Source organism: Schaalia sp. JY-X159 (assembly GCF_014525425.1).
Classification (GTDB): Bacteria; Actinomycetota; Actinomycetes; order Actinomycetales; family Actinomycetaceae; genus Scrofimicrobium.
Map to the genome: position 1 here is coordinate 174,505 of NZ_JACEXI010000001.1, position 16,075 is coordinate 190,579.

Sequence of the window (16,075 nt, forward strand, 5' to 3'; positions counted from 1 at the left end):
CTGCATGGAAACTGCACCGCTGAAGAGCTTTGCCACGTGGGCAAGACTCGAACTCATCACCCAGGTCAGCGCCCGCATGGCCGCTGTGCTCGCGCCCGCGTCACCTGAGCGGATCGAGAACCAGAACGCCGTTGTCAGGCTTGAACGTGACATCGTTGCTGCCGGAGGTGGGACGAAAGGCAGAGATGCCGTAGCTGATAAGGTCGCCTACACCTGGTTCAACCGCATCATCGCGCTCCGCTTCATGGATGCGAACGGATACACCGGTGTCGGTATTGTTTCCCCTGCCCACGGCCAGGTGATAGGACAGCCGGAGATCCTCGCAGATGCCAAGCGTGGCAACATTGACCCCGCTGTCGTCAGCAACAAGCGCACCCTTGATGCAATCACTGGACTCCTCGACGGAACCCGTCCCAGTGCAGACGCCCAGGGTGAGGCCTACACCCTGCTACTCGCCGAGTACTGCCGCTACTGGAATCGGTCTATGCCATTCATGTTCGAGGGCGACGGCGATTACACCGAGCTCCTCATACCAGCGAACCTCCTTGCCGCGGACTCGATCCTCACCAAAGCCACAGAAACCCTGACCGAAGAGGTCTGCCTTGATGTCGAAGTGATTGGCTGGCTCTACCAGTTCTATATTTCGCAGCGAAAGGACGACGTCTTCAAGGACTTCAAGAAAGGCAAGAAGGCCAATGCGGAAGAAATCCCCGCTGCCACTCAGCTCTTCACGCCGCACTGGATCGTTCGTTACCTAGCTGAAAACTCCATCGGCCGTCTGTGGGCGCTGAATCATCCCGAGTCCCAGCTTGTCGAGAAGATGGACTACTACATCGCTCCGGTTGATGATGAGACAGACTTCCTTAGGATTGATAGCCCGGAAGAACTTACTGTCATAGATCCTGCCTGCGGTTCAGGACACATGCTCACCTATGCGTTCGACCTGCTCTACACGATCTACGAGGAAGAGGGCTACGCGCCCTCTGAGATACCTGAGTTGATCCTGACCAACAACCTCTATGGAACAGAGATCGATCAGCGCGCTGGTTCGCTTGCTGCTTTCGCGCTCACGATGAAAGCACGTGCAAGGCAGCGCACCTTCTTTAGCAAGGACGTCCAGCCGAACATCTGCGTTCTGGAACCTATCTCCTTCAGCCCCGATGAGCTGGACTTTCTCCTGACTGAAGGTGGAAACCGCAGGAACGAGGAAGCATTCTGGAATCAGTTTGAGAACGCAGACTTATTCGGTTCGCTGATTCGGCCGAATGCCTCCCTGACCGCTGAACTATCGAGCCACCTCAGAAGTCTTGATAACGGTGGCAACCCTTTCCTCGACCAAACACTGACGGAAGCGGCGCGCGTCATCAAGCAAGCCGAGTACCTTGCACGGCGCTACACCGTGGCCATCGCCAACCCGCCTTACATGGGTGCCAAGAACATGAGTGCCCCACTTTCACAGTTCATGAAGCTCGAGTACCCCGACAGCAAGTCCGACCTTTTCGCTGCCTTCATCGAGCGTTGCGCTGACTTAACTGCCCGAGGTGGTGCGAGTGCACTAATCACCATGCAGTCGTGGATGTTCCTTAGCTCCTACGAGAAGTTGCGTCACTCGTTGCTGCGCCACCAACAGATCACGTCAATGCTCCATCTTGGTGCAAGGGCCTTCGACTCAATCGGCGGCGAAGTGGTTTCATCGACTGCATTCGTCCTCGGTCGCCCAGCAACCGAGTCTTTCATCGCTATAGCCCCCAGGAATGGAGTCTTTATCCGCCTTGTCGATGGAACGTCGGAGGCTGAGAAGATTGCCGCTACGCGCAACGCTCTTACACGTCGAGATAGGGACAGTGGCTACTACCTTGCCTCAAGCCAGGACTTCATATCCATTCCGGGATCTCCCATCGTCTACTGGCTTAGTGAAAAGATGCACAGCACATTCAAGTCTGGGAAACCCCTTGGTGACATCGCTGAGCCACGTCGGGGTCTGGACACGGGAGACAACAGCCAGTTTGTTCGGCTCTGGTGGGAGGTATCCGTCTCTCGGTCTGTTCGAACCTGCGCGAATCGAGATGTTGCAGAACGGTCTGGCTCCCGTTGGTTCCCATTCAACAAAGGCGGAGACTACCGCAAGTGGTGGGGCAACCAAGAGTTAGTGGTCAACTGGGAGCAGGACGGAGCAAGGATTCGCGATGCTTCGAAGGTGCCCGGTGCCCGCCCACAGAACTTGCGATTCTATTTTCGACCGACGCTCTCGTGGTCGCGAGTAACTGGCGGTGAACCCTCGTTCCGCTTTTATCCCACTGGTTCAATATTCAGTAGCAACGGCCCGGCACTCTACGCCGAGAACGGCGACACTTGCCGACCTCAGGATGCCGGCGTCCTCAACTCGAACACGGCCAAGACTCTGCTCCAAGCAATCGCACCGACGATGGACTTTCAAACAGGCCAGATCGCGCAGATTCACGTGCCGGAGCACGAGAATCGGCGGCTCGCGAACATCGTAAGATCCCTCACCCACACCGCATGCGAGGACTGGAACGCGTCAGAAACATCGTGGGACTTTCGCGTCGATCGGCTTATTCTGCTTGGCAGAGGCGGAGATTGCTAGCAGAGTCCAGGTCCCTGCGTGCTAGCGCGGCAAGGGGGCTTCTCGAGAACTCCCATGAAGTCTCAAACTCGTCCCAATCGTGTTTTGACTCTATTGCCGCTTTCTCAGCGAGCTTGGCCCCTGTGGTTACTGACGCAGCGACAGGGAGTCTGGCCACCTGACCTACTTCATAGTTCAGCGTGGGAGAGAGTGCCGCCAGCTGCTCGAGCGCTATTTGCGAGTTCGCGAAGGAAAGAAGACTCGATCGCTCATGCTCTGTGTTCGAGAATATTGATGTTCCTGCGACGTCGTAAATGAACCCGGGCGGATACATCCGAAACGCAGGCTGGCCCGAACTCACCTTGGACCAAGAGACCGAAGGCAGGAAGTAGGTCGCTTGATTCTTGGCAACCCAGTCAACGTTGCCGTTCAGGTATGGGTACTTGCGTGCGATTTCACCTTTTACTTCGCGCCCATCATCTTGCCAATTGACCACAAGGCCTTGATTCCCATACCACTTTCGATACTCGCCACCTTTGTTGTATGGGAACCATCGAAGCAATGAACCAGCAGCTTGGGAACGAGAGAGTCCCAGACCGAGCGCTCCTCGTGGGATCTCCCACCACCATCGCGTAAATAGGCCGTTGTTGGTCGTTGCGAGGCCTTGTCGCGGCTCAGCGATGTCACCAAGGGGTTTCCCAGACTTGAATGTGCTGCGCATCTTTTCACTAAGCCAGTAGACAATAGGCGACCCGGGGATCGCAGAGATCTCACTTTGAGTAACGGTGAAACACCCATCGACGTCAGCAGTCTTATTGCGGGCGTTCTGTGCAGGGAAGAGCCGAGGTGCATCACCATCGAGATCATCCAACTGGACCCACGTGTATTTGCCGGTCTTCCACGAATCGCCGCCGACTTCCCAGACGGTGGCGCTAGTGCCAAAGGCGATTCTCATGACCATGTTGTCCATGTGGAGCATCGCCACAATTGCTGCCCTACGTTGGAGCTCCAAACGCAACTTCTCGTACGAAGAAAGAAACATCCAGCTCTGCATCGTAACCTGGGCCATGTATCCACGCGGACTCACCATGGTTATGACGCGTTCGATGAAGGCAGCGAACAGGTCAGACTTGCCGGTTGGGTACTCGCGCTTCATGAACTGTGATGCGGAGTCGGACTTCTTTGGCGCGTGGGTGCTCTTGTCGCTGGGTGATCTGTTGCTCTGTTGGATCGTGGAAGGTCTCAATGGCTACCCACGTGGCTACCCCTATTGCGGGTGCTGTCTTGCTCTTATCTTGGTGCCATGTCTAAGAACAAACAGCGTAGTAAGGGAACGGGTTCGATCTACCAGAACTCTCGTGGGCAGTGGGTGGCTGTGATGGAAGCAGGCTGGACGGAACGAGGAACGCGACGTCGGATCACCCTCAAAGCCCGGACGGAAGATGAGGTTCGTACGCGACTTGCTGAGGCGCATCGACGAATTGCGGCCGAGGGTCCAGGTGTCCAAACATTCGGGAGTGTCACGGTGAAGCGTTGGTCCGACCGTTGGTTAGAGCATCGACAACGTATTGTGCGCCCAGGGACATATGTCTCTGACCGCTCCGGAGTGAAGAGATGGATAGTGCCGACAATAGGTCACCTTCGTCTTGAGGACTTGGTGCCCGCAGACATCAGGAAGGTAGCAATCGCCCAAGAAGAGGCCGGACTTGCGCTGGCGACAATGCAGCGCACGCACGCCATCCTCGCCAAGATCCTCTCCGATGCCGTTGCTGAAGGGTACCGAGTGTCGCAACGGGTGCGCGAGGCAGATAGACCAGGCTCGGGAATCTCTTCGAGGCAGTCACTTAGCGCTGACGACGCAAGCAGAATTCTTGCCGTGGCGTTGACGCGACCAGATGCCTCCCGGTGGGTTGCAGCACTTATTGAAGGATTGCGACCAGCCGAGGCACTCGGTCTAACGTGGGAGATGGTGGACCTGGAGGCCGAGACTATGACACTCGCGTGGCAGTTGAAGGCGTTGCCGTACGTCGAGTTCAGACAGCCGAAAAGTGGATTCAGAGTGCCTCGGGGATTTGAGTCCCGCCAGATTCACGGTGCTTACCACTTGGTTCGACCAAAGACCCGCGCTGGAAGTCGCGTTATTCCCTTGGTGCCGTGGCTGGTAGAAGCGCTGTCAGCTTGGGCGGACTGTGCTCCAACATCCCCGCATGGCCTTGTATGGCCGCGTGATGATGGTGCTCCGAGGTCCGCGGAACAGGACCGCAGGCATTGGTATGACATTGTGGAGGAAGCGAAGGTCGAGGTGACCCTTCCTGATGGGACTAGGCGCAGGCCCCTGCTTTACGAGGCTCGCCACACAGCGGCAACCCTGCTGCTGGCAAACGGAGTCGATGAGACCACCATCAAGGCAGTACTTGGGCACTCCTCTGTGCTCAGCACGCAGTCGTACCTGCATACCGACAGGGCTAGGACCCGAGCCGCGCTGTCTGTGTCAGCAGAAATGGTGGGATTGAGAAGGTAGTCTAGGACGGTGTTCTTCGGCTACCCCGATGGCTACCCCGTGGCCGAGCCAGGGTCAAAGATGACAGTCGAAACCTAGCGAGAGTTGTAAGGAAGAGTATTGAAAACACTCGAGCAGATAGTTGCGCTCCATCGACAAGAGTGGGCGGAACGCTCACGGGCTCAGCAACAACTGGAGATCGAAAATAATGAGGCTGTAGCTAAGCTGTACGGGCTCGAAGATGAGGTCCCGTCGTACGTGCCGCTCGAGCGTGTCTCACTCACAAACAACTCCGCCTTCAGATGGCCAAATAAGACTCCAGAGGAGCGCGATGTCCTGTTCACGGAGTCAGCCATCATCGACCTCGTCTCTTATGCTGTTGGCTGCATGCTTGGCCGCTACAGCCTCGATGAACCTGGGCTGATCCTGGGTGATCAGGGGGCGACATTGCAGGACTATCTCGTCAAGGTGCCAAATCCATCGTTTATGCCTGATGCAGACAACGTCTTGCCTATTGTCGACGGTGACTGGTTTGAAGATGACATCGTCGCACGGTTCCGCCAGTTCCTTCGGACGGCATTTGGTGAGGAACACTTTGAAGAGAACCTGCGCTTCGTTGAGGAATGCCTTGGGGTGAAGAACCTTCGAGAGTACTTCGTGACGCGCGCAGGGCGATCAAAGTTCTATGACGATCACGTGAAGAGGTACAAGAAACGTCCGATCTACTGGCTGTTCTCCAGCCCGAAAGGTTCATTCAACGCGCTCATCTACATGCATCGCTACACGCCCTCGACCGTGTCGACGGTACTGAATGAGTACCTACGGGAGTACATTGCCAAGCTTCAGGCCAGTCTTCAGCACCATGACCGCCTGGCAGCTGAGGAGGGCACGCCACGAGAGAAGGCAGCGGCGCTGAAGGAGGTTGAAAGGCTTCGAAAGGTATTGCTGGAACTGGGGGAGTACGAACATGACGTGCTCTACCCACTGGCGTCCCAGCAAGTGCCGATCGACCTCGATGATGGAGTAAGAGTCAACTATCCGAAGTTCTATCCGGCCCTAAAGAAGATCCAAGGGTTGGCGGCTGCCGATGAGTGAGAGCGAAGAAGCCTCGGCGGGCGAGCAGATTGTCGTCTCGTTGAGACGCGAATCTGGGGAGGCTTCGCATGTCTGAGTTCTTCGATTTAGACGAACGTGGACGGGTGCGCACGCTTGAAGGGAAGACACTGGAGCTCAAGCGTGACTTGTCGTCACCGATGAAGCCCTTGCGCACGATTGTCGCGTTCGCAAACTCCGCAGGAGGCCGCCTGGTCATTGGCGTGGACGACGACGGCACGGTCGTTGGTGTGGCTGACCCCCTGGCTGAGGAAGAACGCATCACCAGCCTGATCGCGGATCGCATCACGCCGCACCTGGTACCGGCCATTGACCTGGTGACCGTTGGTGAGACTACGATCCTGGTGGTGGAGGTGCCGCTGAGTACCCGCCGTCCGCATTTCATGACCGATCAGGGCCCACAGTGCGGAGTATATATTCGCCTGGGATCGACGACGCGCCAAGCTGACGCTGCCTTAGTGGCGGAACTTGAACGCAACGCTCGCGGTGTGGCGTTCGAAAACCTGGTCGAACCACGAGCCGCGCTGGACGACCTCGACCTGACGGCGCTGTCGGAACTGCGCGGGCGCAGTACCGATGTCGATGATCTTGTCGCGCTTGGGCTCGCAGCCAAGCAGGGAAGCGAGATCATCCCAACGTATGCGGGTCTTCTCGCTGCGTGTCCTGACCCCACGCGTTTCCTGCCCTCTGCGTGGGTGCAGTGTGGTCGGTTGCGTGGTGCAAGCGGGACTGACATCTTCGATCAGATCGAGATTCACGGCCCGATCCCGCTTGCCGTTGATCGGGTAATGGAGTTCCTGCTGAAGCACGCCTACAAGTCCGCTGTGTTCGGCGAGGTGCGTCGGCGCGATGCTTACTCGATCCCGGTCGAGGCGATCCGTGAGGTCGTCGTCAACGCTCTCGTGCATGCCAGCTATGCCGAACGCGGGACGCCCATCCGGGTCGGGTTCTACGATGATCGCATCCAGGTCGACAGCCCAGGCTTGCTCCTGCCGGGGATGACGGTGGATTCGATGCGCGCGCTTCGCGGCTGCGGAACCCTTCGCTCGCGCGCATCTTCCGTGAGGCCGGGATCATGGAGCAGTGGGGCACTGGCGTCCAGCGTGTCTATGAACAAATCGCCGCTGCTGGGCTACCGGAGCCGCGCGTAGAAGAGGTCATGGATCGGCTCAGATTCACGATCTACGTGCCATCCCATGCACCAGACGCGGGTCTTGGTGCCGATGCAAAGCACCAAGATTGGTCTCAAAGGCATCCAGATACCTACGAATCACGTAGCAATGATAGGCATGTGGGTAGGTATGATGTAGTAATGCTAACTGCGGCAGAGGCAGGGCCGGTTCACAGAGACACTCTGCTTGACGCAGCCAAACTTGGGCACCTATCCCAGAACTACAGTCGTCACATTGTCCCGCTCGTGACGGACGGACTCCTTGAACTCACGCTTCCGGACAAGCCGCGGAGCAGGGATCAGCGATACCGCACCACCGAGCTTGGTCGCAAGTTCTTGATGCAAGAAAGGGGTGAACATTGAGTTCGCTCAGTGCAGTCCTGCCTCGTTTACAGCAGAAGTTTGAGTCGCAGCGCCTGGTCTTCTGGCACGATGCTGACGGCGAGTATGCCGCCGACCTCGATGCGCTCGATATTCGCGATGTGACCACCATCAGGGTCGAGAACAACGAGTATGCGGTGAAGAATCGGGTGCTTCGGGCTGAGCCAAAGGAGAAGTTCCTGATTTACCGAGGTACCTCCGTGCCCCCTGGAACCGGCAACTGGCTGCTTGACCTCGAGCTGGCCTACGGGGTGTTCACAGCCGATCGGACAGCATTGGTGAGCCAGGACCTCGGCCTCAGCGGTCTTGGAATCGATGACGTGGTACGACAACACGAGAAATTCTTCCGTGCCTCCAAGAGAGTCCAGAGTCTCAAGACATTGATAACGACTGACGATGACGCTGACAGGTTGCGAGCGAAGATGGTCGCAGTGCTTCTGGGTCAAGGTGAGCACAACATGCTGGAGCTCACGCGCACATTGCTGATCGAGAATGCGCGCGGTGCGCACACCAAGTACGACGCCCTGGTTGAGCAAGGGCTCGATGGGTTCCACTGGGCTGGCGCTGCAGAGATATACGGCTACAGGACAGATCGGCCCAGCGTTGAGGACTTCGTGCTGTGGATGTTCCGGCAGGCGACCAGCGGGTTTGCGTCGGATGCACCCGGAGCCCTACGAAACATCCAGCTCGACTTTGCGAGCCTGCGCAACGATCGGCGCAGTGCAGACGCCCTCGCCACACTGGCGGGGCGCGCTGCGGAGAGCCTTGATTATGCCAACAGCATTGAGGATGCCGAACTAGCTGAGCTTCTGGGCAACGATCTCTTTGAGGACGTGGAGCGGAAGATCATCAGCGTGCTGGCCCAAGCGATCGTTGGGCGAACGATGAGTGCGCGCGAAGTATCTGAGACTATTCGTGCCCGACAGAGCAGCATGTGGGTTGATCAATACCGGGAGCTGTACACAGCCCTTGGTGCCGCCTCGGACCTACTGAGCGAACTCGCGACCGTGAGGTTCGAGATCGCTTCATTCGATGACGGGCTCGACCGGTACCGCAAGCACTGGTTCCGTATTGACCAGCTGTACAGGCAATTCCACTTTGCTGCCCGCACAACGGAGTACTCAGGCCCTCTGGAAGCGCTCCGGCTCGAGGTAGAGAAGCGCTACGCGAACCGCTTCCTTTACGAACTAGGCACCGCCTGGCAGCAGCAGGTTGATGCTGTGACCGATTGGCGATCAGTTGCGTTGCGATCGCAGGCAAGATTCTTCGCCGATCATGTTGAGCCGATCATCAGGAAAGGCAACAGAAAGGCTGTCGTCATCATCTCGGACGCGCTCCGCTTTGAGGTTGCTGATGAGTTGGGTTCACGTATCCGTAAAGAGGATCGCTTCGATGCGGAACTTGACGCGATGCTGGGTGTGGTGCCGAGCTACACCCAACTAGGCATGGCTGCCTTGCTTCCCCACAAGACCCTGGCGCATTCGCAGGACGGGGACCCGGTGATGGTTGACGGTCAACGCTCTGACGGAACGGCCAACCGCAACAAGGTGTTGGCACAGGTGGACGGATTCGCGATTCAGGCGGAGGATGTTCTCGCGATGCCCAATGCCGAGTTGCGCGAACTCTACGGTGCGCACCAAGTGCTGTACGTGTACCACGACCGTATCGACGCCGCTGGTGACAAGGCCCGCACGGAACGGCAAGTGTTTGAGGCTGCTAACGATGCGTTGCGCGAGCTGGTTGACCTCATCAAGCGACTCACGAATGCGAACGCGACCAACATCCTGGTGACGGCTGACCATGGCTTCCTCTATCAAGACACTGCGCTCGCAGACTCCGCTTACCTTTCAACCAAGCCACAGGGCGACGACCTCGTCGTGATGAATCGCAGATATGTGCTCGGAAGACGACTGAAGGATGATCCCGCGTTCCGGAAGTTCGAGTCTGACCAGCTCGGACTAAGCAGCGATCTGGAGGTGCAGATTCCCAAGTCAATCCATCGGCTCAAACTACCGGGGGCCGGATCACGGTTCGTTCACGGAGGGACATCACTACAGGAAGTCGTGGTGCCTGTTCTCACCGTCAACAAGAAGCGCAAGAGCGACATACGTCTTGTCAACGTGGAAGTTCAACCTGAGACGGACAAGATTACGACTGGTCAGTTGGTCGTCAAGTTGTTCCAGTCGGAGCCGGTCAGTGAGAAGGTGCAGGCGCGCACTCTACGGGCGGGCCTCTATAGCGGTGAGACCCTGATCTCGAACCAGCCTTTGCTGCATTTTGACCAGCCCTCCGATGACAAGCGAGACCGCTACCAGAGCACGCGGATGCTCCTCAGGCAAAACGCAGACTCATTCAACAACCACACAGTCGAGTTCCGACTTGAGGAGCAGATACCCAAAACGGACCAGTGGCGTGTTTACCAGCGCGCTCAGTACCTACTCAAGCGTTCGTTCACATCAGACTTCGATTTCTAGGGAAAGCAGCAGCTATGACGGACACCGGAAACCAGTCAGGTGAGGAAGCGGGCGGTAAGCCAGAGACACCGCAGCAGAGCGATCTTGACTACAAGATCAACCAGCTATTCGGCGGTTCTGTCGTGCGGAAAGACCTGGTGAAGGCTGTTAAGGGTAACGCGATCGTCCCCACCTATGTGCTGGAGTACCTGCTTGGCCAGTACGCAGCTTCCGATGATGAGGCAACGATTCAAGCTGGTATCGACGCGGTGCGCAAGATCCTTGCGGATCACTACGTGCATCGCAACGAGTCAGAACTTGTGAAGTCTACGATCCGCGAGAGGGGCCGTCACCGCATCATCGACAAAGTCGCGGTGACACTAAACGATAAACAGGACGTTTATCAGGCATCTTTCGCAAATCTCGGTCTCAGCGGCGTACTTGTCGAACCCGCGGTTGTGAAAGCGAACCCAAAGCTCCTAGTCGGTGGTGTGTGGTGTATCTGCGACATCGAGTACTTCCACAGTGATGACGCCCGAGTAGTGCCGTGGATCTTGGGGAGCCTGAAGCCTATCCAAATGTCGAGCTTCGACTACGAGGGTTACCTGGAGGCACGCAAGAGCTTCAACACCGGCGAGTGGATTGACGTGTTGATCCAGTCCATTGGATTCAACCCCGAGATGTTTGGACGACGGGCCAAACTACTGCAGCTTGTGCGCCTGATCCCGTTTGTTGAGCGCAACTACAACCTTGTCGAGTTGGGGCCGAAAGGCACTGGCAAGTCCCACATCTACTCCGAATTCTCACCGCACGGCATGCTGATCTCTGGCGGTGAGGTAACTGTGCCGAAGCTCTTCGTGAACAATGCCAACGGCCGCATCGGTCTAGTCGGCTATTGGGATGTTGTGGCTTTCGATGAGTTCGCAGGGAAGAAGAAGCGCAGCGATAAGGCGCTGGTCGACATCATGAAGAACTACATGGCGAACAAGTCGTTCTCCCGCGGAGTTGAAACTCTCGGCGCTGAAGCATCAATGGTGTTCGTAGGTAACACCTCCCACACTGTGCCCTACATGCTCAAGCACTCTGACCTGTTCGATGAGCTACCTGAGGCTTATCACGACTCCGCGTTCCTTGACCGGCTCCACTTCTACATTCCCGGCTGGGAGGTGGATACGATCCGCAGCGAAATGTTTTCCTCTGGGTATGGCTTCGTGGTCGACTACATCGCAGAGGTTCTGCGGTCCATGAGGAACTTCGATTATTCCGATCGCTATCAGCACCACTTCGCCCTCGGGTCAGATATTTCAACGCGTGATCGGGACGGTATCCACAAGACGTTTTCCGGTCTGATGAAGCTCATCTATCCGGATGGTGAGGCCACGTCAGACGAGATTGAGGAACTCCTTCGCTTTGCTATCGAAGGTCGCAAGCGCATCAAGGACCAGATTCTGTGGATCGACTCCACGATGGCTTCGGTTGACTTCGGCTACTCCGACGCAGTCGGCACTTGGTGCGGTGTGACCACGCTAGAAGAGGATGAGTATCCCGACTACTACCGGGCTCGCCGCCCCGAGGCCGAGGGCGAAGCAGAGATGTCCGTGGGGCCGGAGCCTACCCAAGAGAGGACTACAGTTGTGGCTCCCGCCGTCCCCGCAGTTGTGGAACCGTTATTCGAAGGGCACCGGGAGTTCCAAGAGAATCAGCGCGGAGTCTCTTACGAGGCTCTTCTAATGCCCTACTTGCAAGGCGCCAAGGACATCACCATAGTTGATCCCTACATCCGTTACCCATATCAGGGACGTAACCTGGCTGACCTGCTTGCTTTGCTGGCGGCAGAGAAAGACCCGGCTGACGAGATCTCCGTAAGGCTGGTGACCAAGGAACAACGTGGGGAGTACGAGCAACAGCACCTCCTGATGCTCAAGGAGATCCAAGACAGCGCAGCCACGGTTGGAATCAAGTTCTCGGTCACTTGGGATGAGACCGCTCACGACCGGTCGATCCGCACCGAACACGGCTGGCGACTCATTCTTGGACGTGGCTTGGATATATTCAAGAAGGGTTCGGGCAGCCACTTCGACCTCAACACCCGACGCCAGGAGTTCCGCCAGGTTCTCGGGTTCGGCATCACCTACATCCGCGAAGGTGGCGGTGATCATACTGCGTAGCGCCAAAGCGCGGAGACTGGAGCCTCAGGCGTCCAAGCCCGAAGGGTTCAGTGAGTCTGAGATACGCACAATCGGGGAGAACTCCCGCGTCCTCAAGTTCGACCTCGACTCCGGCTTCGAAAAGAGCTGAGTGGAGTCGGCAATGTGCCCTCCAGTAGCGAAATAAGGAAATGCACCTCCGTAGCTTGCCTCACTCAAGCCGTGAACCGTCGAGTCTAACGACGGGACTCACGCCGGTCCGTCGAAATCCTGGACGAATGTATGTAAGCCCGCCCCCGGCTGGGACGTATCCGCACAACGGACACGGGCAACCGCAACGACAAATCGTCTAGAACTCGTTGAAGTCGAGGCCCGAAGTGCCCAAGTTTCCCCCCACTTGAAGAATGAGTTCAACAGACCAGCAACTCCCCGAATCGAATGAAAACTGCTCGCTCGTCTCCGAGTACGCACCATAAGGACCAAACGTATAGTCCCACCCATACCACTTCTCACCCGCACCATAGACGAGGTCGTAGGTGCCCACCGGGACGTCAAAACTGGCAGTCTGACCTGGAGACATGAATACGTCCCAAACTGTGTAGGAGCCGTTCTTGAGTTTTACGTAATAGCTCTGCGGACCAGAAGGAACCGAGATCTCCAGACATCCCAAACCACCTTCGCCTACCGTTCCGTACCCATGAGGCGGCATCGAGAGCTCCGGTTCATCGAAAGCTGGAGCAGGCGGCGGTGCTGTACCGGTATCGGTGCTGGTGCTGGTGCTGGTGCTGGTGTCCTGGATGCTCGATGCATTACTGCCCAGGTCAGGCTCAGGCGCGTAGCTGGACCAGATGAGCCAGATGACCACGGCTATAGAGATGATCGCGAAGAACCAACCCCATCCAAAGCGACGTGCCTCTGACTGCCTGGAGTTTCCCTGCGATGTTGCCTCGGAAGTGACCTGGGAAGTGGACTTGAGCCCTGCAGGATGTAGCTGCCCATTGGGGGAATCGAGCCAACGGAGAAATCTCTCCAGGTTCGCTTCGCTGTGCGGAAGCCCAGTCATCTTAAGCCAACCGACATAGAGTGAAGCGAGTTGTTCCTCTGGACTGGGATTGCTCATCGGTCTCCTCTTCAAGACGTGGAGCAAGCTTATCGCCCGGATGTTCACGGGAATAGCGAATGGGAATTCTAAGTCGATGCTCGGGGCTCTTGGGGTTCGGCGGTGCCAGGTTTGCAAGCGTCTGTTAGTCAACCATCGGCTCGCCAGTTTCCAGCAGTGTCTTCAGGCCACTGAGGACGAACATCCATCCGGGTCCGACAACCCCTGCCGCCGTGTTAGGTGACTGCTCAAGTTGATCGTGGGTGACCGTGAGCAGGCATGTGCCGTCGCGCTGGTCTTCGATCTGCCAGGAAACGCGGCTTGGTGGCTCATCGCGTGCGTCCGGGTTGAACAGCGATCGCCAGCCTACGACTAGTTTGTTTGGGCGGTCAGACTCCAGCACGACCTCGTCACCCCAGAGTGATGCGCCGTCAGGTGAGTGGTATCGGAAGGGCGTACCGACCTCAGCGGTTGTGTCCACGCGGGAGCCGTAGAAGTATTTAGCAGTAAATTCTGGGCGTGCAAGCGCGTCCCAGATGGTGTCGGCAGGAGCCTTGATGAAGATGTGGTACGTCTGGGGTGCGGTAGCTACGCTGACCTCGGTGTTTTTCATGGTGACTCCTTAAGTTGAGTTACTGCAACCATTTCGTTCTTCCAAAGTTCCGTTGTTGCGGCGCAATTGTTGATAGTAATTAGCTTATGCGGTCTTAACGAGGGGTCGCTAAACACCTGTTCTGGGAACTGAGAAAAGCAACGGCGCTTGAGGTAGACACATGGACGACAAGAAGTATTTGAAGTGGTACAACAAGGTCGGTTATGGCGCGGGCGACGTTGGCGGCAACGTTGTTTACGCTTTCATCGCATTCTTTGTGATGATCTACCTGACCGACACGATGGGCATGAATCCCGGCATTGTCGGCACCCTGATCATGGTGGCAAGGATCTTCGACGGCGTCTCCGACCTCTTCTTCGGGGCACTCATCGATAGAACCAACACCAAGATGGGTAAGGCTCGGCCCTGGATGTTCTACGCATACTTCGGGTGTGCGTTGATGATTGTTGCAATCTTTGCCATCCCCGCTGACCTGGGCGACTTCTCTAAGTACGCGTGGTTCTTCATCACCTACGTTCTGCTCAATTCCGTCTTCTACACCGCAAACAACATCTCTTACTCAACCCTGACCGCTTTGATCACCAAGAACCCCGAAGAGCGGGTGCAGATGGGTTCCCTGCGCTTCATTTTCGCCTTCGGAACCAGCCTGGTGATCCAGGTCTCGACGGTTGGTTTGGTGCAGGCATTCGGCGGGGACGCAGCCGCCTGGCGCAATGTGGCCATCCTTTACGCTGTGATCGGCCTCGTCGTCAACACCATCTCTGTGTTCTCAGTTCGTGAGCTTCCCGCCGAAGTCCTCTACGAAAAGGTTGGCGAGGACGCCGAAGAGGAACAGGAAGCAATTGACGAGGGCGCACCCCCACTGCTCGAGTCGTTCAAGCTTCTGTTCTCAAACAAGTACTATCTGCTAGTTGTCGCAGTCTTCATGATGGGGCAGCTCTTCACCGCCATGATGGGGACCGGAATCTACTTCATGACCTACGTCCTTGGGGATGCGAGTTACTTCTCCACGTTTGCGTGGGCGATCAATGTGCCGCTCATCTTGGGACTGGTTGTCACACCCTTCATCGTCAAGAGAGTCGGTATGATCTACCCGGTCAACTTCGTTGGCTACGTCATCGCATTCGTCGGCAGGGCCCTGGTGATTGTTGCGGCCGGGATGGGGAACATTCCTCTGATGTTGGCCTTCTCGGCACTGGCGTCCTTCGGGATGAGCCCGCTCCAGGGAACACTAAACGCACTGATTGCGGAGGCTTCCCAGAACACCTACCTCACCCACAACAAGCGGATCGACGGCATGATGTTCTCCGCTACCTCACTGGGCGTGAAGATCGGCGGCGGCGGCGGTGTCGCCCTCTCGGGCTGGCTCCTCGCTGCCGGTGGCTACGTCGGGGGAGCAGCAGTGCAACCTGCGACGGCAATCAACATGCTGAACTTCATGTACCTGTGGTTGCCAGTAATCATCGCGGCCCTCATCGCGTTCCTGCTGTGGTGGCTGCGGGTCGAGCAGGCAAATAATAAGCTCCGCCAAGAGTTGGCAGAAAACGAGAAGTAGGAATCAGGGCTTGGGTCTGGCACCCGCAGGTACTGCCGAAGTGTGCCGGACCTTCCCGAAACGCCACACGACGACCGCGAAGACCGCTGGAATCACCGCGCCGACACTTGAGAAGAGAAGGAGTCGCCGCAGGTCGAGGCCGGAACCCCACCTCCCGTATGCGAAGCGCCCGATGCCCATGAGGAGCGCAAACAGTCCGGGCCCGAGCAGTCCGAGGATGATCGTGGTTCCCACGACAACTGCGACCTGTCCCCAGCAGTAGAAGGAATGCAGCAGTGCCATTCCAGAGGCCTTTTGGTCTGCCGGAGTTGGCAGGTGCTCCACGATGGGACTGACCAGCACCTCAAGCAGGCCGCCGCCAACAGCGTAGATCGCCACCCGCATCGAGAATCTGCGAAGACATCGCGCTCCGTCTAATTTGTTGGCGGGGGTCAATCCGTCAAGGACCATTGCAAACCT

The 16,075-nt window shown here is 57.2% G+C and carries 12 protein-coding genes and 1 pseudogene; 8 read left to right on the forward strand and 5 right to left on the reverse strand.

Features of this window, described 5'->3' with window-relative positions; genetic code table 11:
* Positions 1-4: 4 nt before the first annotated feature.
* Entirely contained in the window at positions 5-2,605 is a 2,601-nt protein-coding gene (gene pglX / locus IDL90_RS00765; RefSeq protein ID WP_187994005.1) for a BREX-1 system adenine-specific DNA-methyltransferase PglX, read from the forward strand.
* On the opposite strand, the gene IDL90_RS00770 is transcribed toward pglX, so the two are convergent.
* Positions 2,574-3,740, reverse strand: coding sequence for a hypothetical protein (locus tag IDL90_RS00770; RefSeq protein WP_187994006.1), 1,167 nt, complete (start codon positions 3,738-3,740; stop codon positions 2,574-2,576). The two genes, pglX and IDL90_RS00770, sit on opposite strands and share 32 nt — an antisense overlap.
* 147 nt (positions 3,741-3,887) lie before the next feature.
* Here IDL90_RS00770 and IDL90_RS00775 point away from each other — a divergent pair, with 147 nt between their 5' ends.
* From IDL90_RS00775 to brxL, 6 genes and pseudogenes are all read left to right on the forward strand, one after another.
* On the forward strand, positions 3,888-5,105 hold the full coding sequence (locus IDL90_RS00775; protein ID WP_187994007.1) for a site-specific integrase: 1,218 nt from the start codon (positions 3,888-3,890) through the stop codon (positions 5,103-5,105).
* A gap of 99 nt (positions 5,106-5,204) precedes the next feature.
* Positions 5,205-6,179 carry a class I SAM-dependent DNA methyltransferase gene (locus IDL90_RS00780; RefSeq protein WP_187994008.1) on the forward strand — a complete coding sequence of 325 codons (975 nt, stop codon included), beginning with the start codon at positions 5,205-5,207 and terminating at the stop codon, positions 6,177-6,179.
* Positions 6,180-6,337: 158 nt separating this feature from the next.
* Positions 6,338-7,317 (forward strand): annotated as a pseudogene (locus tag IDL90_RS00785) (RNA-binding domain-containing protein); the annotation flags it as partial.
* A gap of 192 nt (positions 7,318-7,509) precedes the next feature.
* Positions 7,510-7,731, forward strand: coding sequence for a Fic family protein (locus IDL90_RS11775; RefSeq protein WP_398401423.1), 222 nt, complete (start codon positions 7,510-7,512; stop codon positions 7,729-7,731).
* Entirely contained in the window at positions 7,728-10,223 is a 2,496-nt protein-coding gene (gene pglZ / locus IDL90_RS00790; protein ID WP_187994009.1) for a BREX-1 system phosphatase PglZ type A, read from the forward strand. Before IDL90_RS11775 ends, pglZ begins: the two co-directional genes overlap by 4 nt.
* Before the next feature lie 14 nt (positions 10,224-10,237).
* Positions 10,238-12,370 carry a BREX system Lon protease-like protein BrxL gene (gene brxL, locus IDL90_RS00795; RefSeq protein ID WP_187994010.1) on the forward strand — a complete coding sequence of 711 codons (2,133 nt, stop codon included), beginning with the start codon at positions 10,238-10,240 and terminating at the stop codon, positions 12,368-12,370.
* 24 nt (positions 12,371-12,394) lie between these two features.
* Here brxL and IDL90_RS00800 read toward each other — a convergent pair whose 3' ends face one another.
* The 3 genes from IDL90_RS00800 to IDL90_RS00810 all read right to left on the reverse strand — a co-directional run bounded on the left by IDL90_RS00800 (position 12,395) and on the right by IDL90_RS00810 (position 14,061).
* Entirely contained in the window at positions 12,395-12,568 is a 174-nt protein-coding gene (locus IDL90_RS00800) for a hypothetical protein (protein WP_187994011.1), read from the reverse strand.
* A 130-nt stretch (positions 12,569-12,698) separates the two neighbouring features.
* Positions 12,699-13,469, reverse strand: coding sequence for a hypothetical protein (locus tag IDL90_RS00805; RefSeq protein ID WP_187994012.1), 771 nt, complete (start codon positions 13,467-13,469; stop codon positions 12,699-12,701).
* Positions 13,470-13,593: 124 nt separating this feature from the next.
* Positions 13,594-14,061 carry an SRPBCC domain-containing protein gene (locus tag IDL90_RS00810; protein ID WP_187994013.1) on the reverse strand — a complete coding sequence of 156 codons (468 nt, stop codon included), beginning with the start codon at positions 14,059-14,061 and terminating at the stop codon, positions 13,594-13,596.
* Positions 14,062-14,221: 160 nt separating this feature from the next.
* Here IDL90_RS00810 and IDL90_RS00815 point away from each other — a divergent pair, with 160 nt between their 5' ends.
* A complete protein-coding gene (locus IDL90_RS00815; protein WP_187994014.1) occupies positions 14,222-15,616 on the forward strand; it encodes an MFS transporter in 1,395 nt (464 codons plus the stop codon).
* A gap of 3 nt (positions 15,617-15,619) precedes the next feature.
* Here the strand turns inward: IDL90_RS00815 and IDL90_RS11265 are convergent, their stop codons facing one another.
* Positions 15,620-16,066 (reverse strand): hypothetical protein, encoded by a 447-nt coding sequence (locus IDL90_RS11265; protein ID WP_220458722.1) that lies wholly within the window; start codon positions 16,064-16,066, stop codon positions 15,620-15,622.
* Positions 16,067-16,075 lie beyond the last annotated feature (9 nt).

Coding starts and splice junctions, on each gene's coding strand:
- pglX (WP_187994005.1), top strand. CDS start 5: ATGGAAACTGCACCGCTGAAGAGCTTTGCCACGTGGGCAAGACTCGAA.
- IDL90_RS00770 (WP_187994006.1), bottom strand. CDS start 3,740: ATGAAGCGCGAGTACCCAACCGGCAAGTCTGACCTGTTCGCTGCCTTC.
- IDL90_RS00775 (WP_187994007.1), top strand. CDS start 3,888: ATGTCTAAGAACAAACAGCGTAGTAAGGGAACGGGTTCGATCTACCAG.
- IDL90_RS11775 (WP_398401423.1), top strand. CDS start 7,510: ATGCTAACTGCGGCAGAGGCAGGGCCGGTTCACAGAGACACTCTGCTT.
- brxL (WP_187994010.1), top strand. CDS start 10,238: ATGACGGACACCGGAAACCAGTCAGGTGAGGAAGCGGGCGGTAAGCCA.
- IDL90_RS00805 (WP_187994012.1), bottom strand. CDS start 13,469: ATGAGCAATCCCAGTCCAGAGGAACAACTCGCTTCACTCTATGTCGGT.
- IDL90_RS00810 (WP_187994013.1), bottom strand. CDS start 14,061: ATGAAAAACACCGAGGTCAGCGTAGCTACCGCACCCCAGACGTACCAC.
- IDL90_RS00815 (WP_187994014.1), top strand. CDS start 14,222: ATGGACGACAAGAAGTATTTGAAGTGGTACAACAAGGTCGGTTATGGC.
- IDL90_RS11265 (WP_220458722.1), bottom strand. CDS start 16,066: ATGGTCCTTGACGGATTGACCCCCGCCAACAAATTAGACGGAGCGCGA.